Genomic DNA, 6,449 nt, shown 5'->3' on the forward strand with positions numbered 1-6,449 from the left:
GTTATTTATCACTTTGACTATTCTCAAATTAACTAATTTAGAGAACATTAATTATGGCGTTTACACGACAACAACTTTGGAATAACTATCTTTATGGTTATCATAAATCATATATCAAATGTTGTGCTAAGCGGAACATTGGCTGCGAGTCATTTGAACCCAAAGATACTTACACTATAAATCTAATATAGAAAGATCTAGAAAAGCACCCGCATCCGTTGCTGAATTTACCCTAGGGACGGTACCAATAAATGGTGCGTCTAAAAGGGATTTTAAACTGTCAATGTTACTTTCTAAAAATGGCATATCTGGGTCAACAAGATTTGCTACCCATCCTGCGATTTTTAAGCCATCGTTACGAACACTTTCAGCAGTTAATACTGCGTGATTCAAACAACCTAAACGCATACCTACAACTAAAATAACGGATAAGTTTCTCTCCACTACAAATTCTGATAAGTACCGTGGTTGACCTTCAAAGTCTATACCTAACGGTAAACGCCATCCTCCAGCGCCTTCAACAATCAATACATCTGGTTTTTTTTGTAATAAACATATAAACCCCTCGCGGACTGTGTCTATTGATATTGGCTGGGCAGTCTTATCTTCACTTAGATTTTGAGCGGCTAAATGTGGTGCAATAGCCGCTTCGAATGGAATTGGATTAACTTCGTCATAACTTAAATCAATACTTGAACACTTTTGCAAGGTCATAGCATCTTCATTACGTAACCCATGAGCTGTCAGCTCGCAACCCGCTGCAATAGGTTTATAACCGGCAGTCAGTAAACCCTTTTTATTGAGTAAAATAAGTAGCGCTTCAGTAATAAATGTTTTGCCCACTTCTGTGTCTGTGCCTGTTACAAAAAATGCACGGCATTTAACTGATAAACTTCCCATGATAATCCTATTTACTGCAATATAAGAAACAGACCTGATATGTCAGCGGAAGTTGCATATTTTCCGCATATTTCTGTTGATAAAAAGTTTCAAGATGTTGCAAAGTATGTCGGTTTAAAACATTTTTACTGTCACACTTTGATTGTCCTACTGAATCTTGACTTGTGAGTAACACATTGGCACCAATTGATTTAATTGAGGACAACAATTGTCTAATATTTTGATGCCAAGTCACGTATTGCTTTTCTTGCATAGTCACTTTCAGTCCTTGTGATTTTGCTGCATCAAGCCAAGTTTGAGCATTGGAAAAATGATTAACATGACGCTGATTATCGATCGTTTGCCAACTATCGTTCAGTTGATTAAATGAACCGTCACACATAATTGCTAATACAGCGTTTGCACCACAAGCCATTACCCGAGTTATTTCTGACATAACCGCATCTTGATTGTCAGACCATTGCAACATCATAGATGAGAATACCATATCAACCGAGTTATCTGCCATAGGTAAAAAGTCTGCATCACCTTGTAACCAGCAAATGGATAGATCGTCAGATAAATTAATTTGTTTGGCGTAGGTTAGCATGCCAAAAGCTAAATCCATTGCGACTAATGTGTCACACCTAGTAGCAAGATGTCGACTAATACGACCTGTTCCACAGCCTATATCTAAACCTTTTTTATAGTGATAAGACACATACTTCATAGCGTCAAAAGCTATATCAAGTTGTACATCAGCGGCAGAATTATATGTGTTTGCAGCACGACTAAATTGTTGAGCAATACGTATCTTATTGTAACTGGTTATTTCAGATATCACTTAATATCCTTACTAGCGTGCAATACAATCTGCAAACCATCAACTAATGCTTCTATATCTCGAATTTCATGTCCTGCGGTTAACGTAATCCGCAGTCTGTCGGTATATTTAGGTACAGTTGGGTAGCGAATAGCAGTGACCCATAAACCTAATAATTTTAATTTTTCGCTAGCAGCTAAGGCTTTTTTAGCATCGCCTATTACCAAAGGTTGGATCGCCGTGTTCGAAGGCATTAAAATCAGCCCAGCTTTTTGAGCTAACCATTTAAATTGTTCAATTCGCTGGGCAAGAATAGAACGGCGTTCGGAGCATTGTTTGGCTTGTAAACTAATTAAAGTTGCATAGGCTTGCGCTGCAGGCATAGCGGTGCTGTAAATGTAATGTCTGGCAAAGTTAATTAAATAATCAATAAAGTCATGACTTCCAGCAACAAATGCGCCAGCTGTCCCTATCGCCTTACCAAATGTAGCCATCAGAATAGGGACTTGTTGTTGCGACAAATTGTGGGTTTCTATCACTCCCCTACCGTTTTTTCCTAACGCGCCAAAACCGTGGGCATCATCTATCATTAACCAAGCATCTGCTTGTTTACTCATGGTAACCATCGTATACAGAGGTGCTTGGTCACCGTCCATACTAAAAACACCTTCAGTGGCAACTAAGGTATTTGTTTTTTTTTGCGTACCATTAGCATCCAATAACATATGGAGATGTTCGGTATTGTTGTGCTTAAAACGCATTAATTTAGCATTTGAGACCTGTGCGCCTTCAATAAAAGAGGCGTGCATTAATTTATCGGCAATAATCACATCTTCATTATGCGCATGGCTTTGACTAAAGACACCTTTGCTAAAAAGAGCTTGGCAAATAGCTTGGTTAGCTGCAAAACCAGAATTAAACAACAACACTTTGTCGCGTTTAAGTTCAGATGCTAGATATTCTTCCAGAGCTTGATGCGCATTGGTATAACCGGTCACTAAAGGTGATGCACCGCTACCAGCACCGTATTCACTTATGCCATCAATCCAAGCTTGCGACACTAAGCTTGAACGGCGCATAGCTAAATAGTCATTGCTGGAAAAATTGATATAGTGCTGTCCGTCGATTTCAATCATTTGTCCTGCAGCTGAATTTACCGTGTTGTGTGATCGTAAAAGCCCTTCACTTCGGCGCTTATCTAAAGCCGTAGCAATAAAATCGAATGCCATCAGATGTCAGCTGTTTTAGCTTGTTGAGACGACGCGTCATAAAATAAATGTTCGCTAGCTTTGTCTTCGATATCATCTAAAATTAAGGCTACGTGGGCTTCATCTGAGTAGTCACGGGTTTGCGCAGAGTTGATCCCCAACTTTCTAAATAACGTTACATCTTCATGGGTTTCAGGGTTTGAAGTGGTTAACAACTTACAACCATAAAAGATCGAATTAGCACCTGCTAAAAAACACATGGCTTGCATTTGTTCATTCATCGCCTCGCGACCAGCCGATAGACGCACGTAGGCCTTTGGCATCATAATTCTAGCAATAGCAATAGTACGAATGAATTCAAAATAATCTAAGTCCTCAACATTTTCCATAGGTGTACCCTTCACTTTTACCAACATGTTGATCGGCACACTTTCTGGTTGATGCTCAAGGTTAGCTAGTTGTACCAACAAACTAGAACGGTCGGAAGTGGTTTCTCCCATGCCCACTATGCCACCAGAACAGACATTCATGCCTGAGCTCCTAACATTTGCTAATGTATCTAATCTGTCTTGATAAGTACGAGTAGTTATAATATCGCCGTAAAACTCTGGAGATGTGTCTAAATTGTGATTGTAATAGTCAAGCCCAGCTCGTTTGAGAGACAAAGCTTGGTCGCCCGTTAACATACCCAAAGTCATACAAGTTTCTAACCCAAGCTTTTTGACTTCTTTGACCATTTCAGTCACATAAGGCATATCTCTGTCACGCGGGTTTCGCCATGCAGCGCCCATACAAAAACGTGTAGAGCCAGCTTGTTTAGCTTCTTGTGCGCGCAAAATGACTTTATCCACTTCCATTAAACGCTCCTTTTCTAATCCTGTATCATAACGTGCGCTTTGTGGGCAATATTTACAATCTTCTGGACAAGCACCGGTTTTAATCGATAACAACGTGCTTACTTGTACTTGATTAGGGTCAAAATTTTGTCTATGAATAGTTTGCGCTTGAAACATTAAGTCGTTGAGTGGCATTTTAAAAAGTGCGTTTACCTCTTCAATTACCCAGTCATGTCGAATTTTAGTTTGATTGGGTGGTGATGGAGTATTTAAAGACACATTGTTTAAAGACATAGGACTACCTTGGTTTTAGACTTTACTAAATGATTTAAGGCGCTTAGTCTATGGCTCAGAATATCATTGTCAACTTAATACCAAACAAAAACTTTACAAGTGAACATATTTTGACCAAAAAAGATTTAACCTTCGATCAACAACATATTTGGCATCCTTATACCTCGGCAATCAATCCCCTTCCCTGTTACGAAGTCACGGGTGCTGAAGGTGTTTACATTCATTTAGCAACAGGTGAAAAATTAGTAGATGGTGTATCATCTTGGTGGACGGCTATTCATGGTTATAACCACCCTAAGCTTAATCAAGCAGTTAAAAGTCAAGTTGATGAATTTTCTCATGTAATGTTTGGTGGGTTAACGCATAAGCCTGCTATTGATTTATGCCGAACTTTAGTAGACATCACACCTCAAGGCTTGGACAGAGTTTTTTTGGCTGACTCAGGCTCGGTATCAGTGGAAGTGGCAATGAAAATGGCGTTGCAATACTGGGCGTGTCAAGGTAACAGCCGTAAACACCGATTTATTTCGCCCCGAAATGGTTATCATGGCGATACATTTGCTGCGATGTCAGTCTGTGATCCGATTAATGGCATGCATAGTCTATTCTCTGATGTTCTAACTCAACAAATTTTTTCACCTGCACCACAAACTCGATTCGATAAACAATGGAATGAAGATGACATTAAGCCCCTAGAGCAGCTTATTCAGGCGCATCATAATGAACTGGCAGCGTTGATAATCGAACCCATAGTGCAAAATGCCGGTGGTATGCGAATTTATCATCCTGAGTATTTAAAACGCTGTCGACAGCTTTGCAATGATTACGATATATTATTAATTTGCGACGAGATTGCCACTGGCTTTGGCCGTACAGGGAAGTTGTTTGCCTGTGAACATGCTGATGTTAGCCCAGATATTTTATGTCTAGGAAAAGCATTAACGGGTGGTTATATGACATTAGCCGCGACACTTTGTTCTGAAGATGTGGCTCAAGGGGTGTGTCAGGGTGAACCAGGCGTATTTATGCACGGTCCAACATTTATGGGCAATGCCTTAGCATGCTCGGTAGCAAATGCTAGCTTAAAAATCATTCAACAGAATGATTGGCAGACCCAAGTGTTTCAGATTGAAAGACAACTGCGAGCTGAGCTAGAACGTTGTATTCATCTAGAGGTAGTCGCCGATGTTAGAGTGATTGGAGCTATTGGCGTTGTAGAGTGTAAATCCGCTTTGAACGTAGCTGAGTTACAAAAAGCTTTTGTGCAACAAGGCGTTTGGATAAGACCTTTCGGAAAACTTGTATATATTATGCCGCCCTACATTATTAACCCGAAACAACTGAGTCAACTGACACAAGCTATATATGACGCGCTCAAATAAATTTTATCACTAGAATTTCGTATCAAGTATCTTTAGTGAAAAACAACTGGAACCTGCTCACACAGATGCTGAAGTTGTGCTTGCAGTAACTGTGTTACAGGATCTTTAGGACACTTGCGAATAAAATATTGGTAGTCTGCAATGGCCACCTGAGTACAATCCAATTGATGTAATAAAAAGCCTCGGTCTCTTCTTTCATAAGGGTCGTTGGGACAAAGATTAACCAGAAGTTCAACTGCGGTTAACGCGTCAGAGTAACGTTTTTCGTTGATGTATGACGCTTTTAAATTGTGAAGTAATCTTACAATAGTCTCATCACAACTAGCTTCTTGAAGTGCTTCCTCAGGCATTTTTTCATCTTCTATTTCATCTAAAATTGAAAAATATAAACGCTCTAAATCTTGACGACTAAGTTGGTTCCCATTTAAGGGGTCTAAATAAATCTCGGGTTGATGACTCAAACGACACTTAATTAAAAAATGTCCGGGAAAGTTCACACCACACACGTCAAAACCAAGCACTTTAGCCATAGATTGAAACACAATGGCAAGACTGACAGGGATACCAGTACGGTAATCAATTACATGATGCAGCAGACTATATTGACATAAAAAATAGTTTTTTTGATCACCACTAAAAGCTAATTCCACATAAAAAAATTGAACAAAACGTTTAAAGTTCTCTAATGTGATATCCGTTGAACTAATAAATGTTTTTGCCTGTAATACTAGCAACTCGAATTTGCGTTGATAGTCTTCAGGGTGGCAACTATCAGGCTCAAACACATTAGCTAATCGGAAACTTGCCATCAAACAATCCCGTTTATCGATAGCCTGTTTTAAATTTTTCAACTGTTCTACCCCACTTTATACACTTTCTTTTTATCGGTTTAAGTGGAGTAACCTTTACTTTAAATAATGACTAGAAACATAAAAAGTTATAAGTCACTGTTAATTAATGAGATATGAAATTTTATTAATGCGTTAGAAATACCAAACTGTTAATAATCCTAAAAATAAAATACAAC

The 6,449-nt window shown here is 39.0% G+C and carries 6 protein-coding genes; 1 reads left to right on the plus strand and 5 read right to left on the minus strand.

All coding sequences use genetic code 11. The annotated features are described in order from the left end of the window. Positions 1–174: 174 nt before the first annotated feature. Genes bioD through bioB form a run of 4 tightly spaced genes read right to left on the minus strand, consistent with a single transcriptional unit; the run spans position 175 to position 4,040 of the window. Positions 175–900, minus strand: coding sequence for a dethiobiotin synthase (gene bioD, locus QZ562_RS18355; RefSeq protein ID WP_293763441.1), 726 nt, complete (start codon positions 898–900; stop codon positions 175–177). 7 nt (positions 901–907) lie between these two features. After that, on the minus strand, positions 908–1,723 hold the full coding sequence (locus tag QZ562_RS18360; protein WP_293763443.1) for a methyltransferase domain-containing protein: 816 nt from the start codon (positions 1,721–1,723) through the stop codon (positions 908–910). Then, positions 1,720–2,931, minus strand: coding sequence for an 8-amino-7-oxononanoate synthase (locus QZ562_RS18365; RefSeq protein WP_293763446.1), 1,212 nt, complete (start codon positions 2,929–2,931; stop codon positions 1,720–1,722). Before QZ562_RS18365 ends, QZ562_RS18360 begins: the two co-directional genes overlap by 4 nt. Continuing rightward, positions 2,931–4,040 (minus strand): biotin synthase BioB, encoded by a 1,110-nt coding sequence (gene bioB / locus QZ562_RS18370; RefSeq protein WP_293763449.1) that lies wholly within the window; start codon positions 4,038–4,040, stop codon positions 2,931–2,933. The genes QZ562_RS18365 and bioB overlap by 1 nt, the downstream gene beginning before the upstream one ends. A gap of 50 nt (positions 4,041–4,090) precedes the next feature. On the opposite strand from bioB, the gene bioA reads away from it, so the two are divergent. Further along, positions 4,091–5,422, plus strand: coding sequence for an adenosylmethionine--8-amino-7-oxononanoate transaminase (gene bioA / locus QZ562_RS18375; RefSeq protein ID WP_293763452.1), 1,332 nt, complete (start codon positions 4,091–4,093; stop codon positions 5,420–5,422). A 32-nt stretch (positions 5,423–5,454) separates the two neighbouring features. On the opposite strand, the gene QZ562_RS18380 is transcribed toward bioA, so the two are convergent. After that, positions 5,455–6,273, minus strand: coding sequence for a tetratricopeptide repeat protein (locus QZ562_RS18380; protein ID WP_293763455.1), 819 nt, complete (start codon positions 6,271–6,273; stop codon positions 5,455–5,457). Between the last annotated feature and the right edge of the window lie 176 nt (positions 6,274–6,449).

This window comes from uncultured Paraglaciecola sp. (genome assembly GCF_913058035.1).
Taxonomy (GTDB): domain Bacteria; phylum Pseudomonadota; class Gammaproteobacteria; order Enterobacterales; family Alteromonadaceae; genus Paraglaciecola.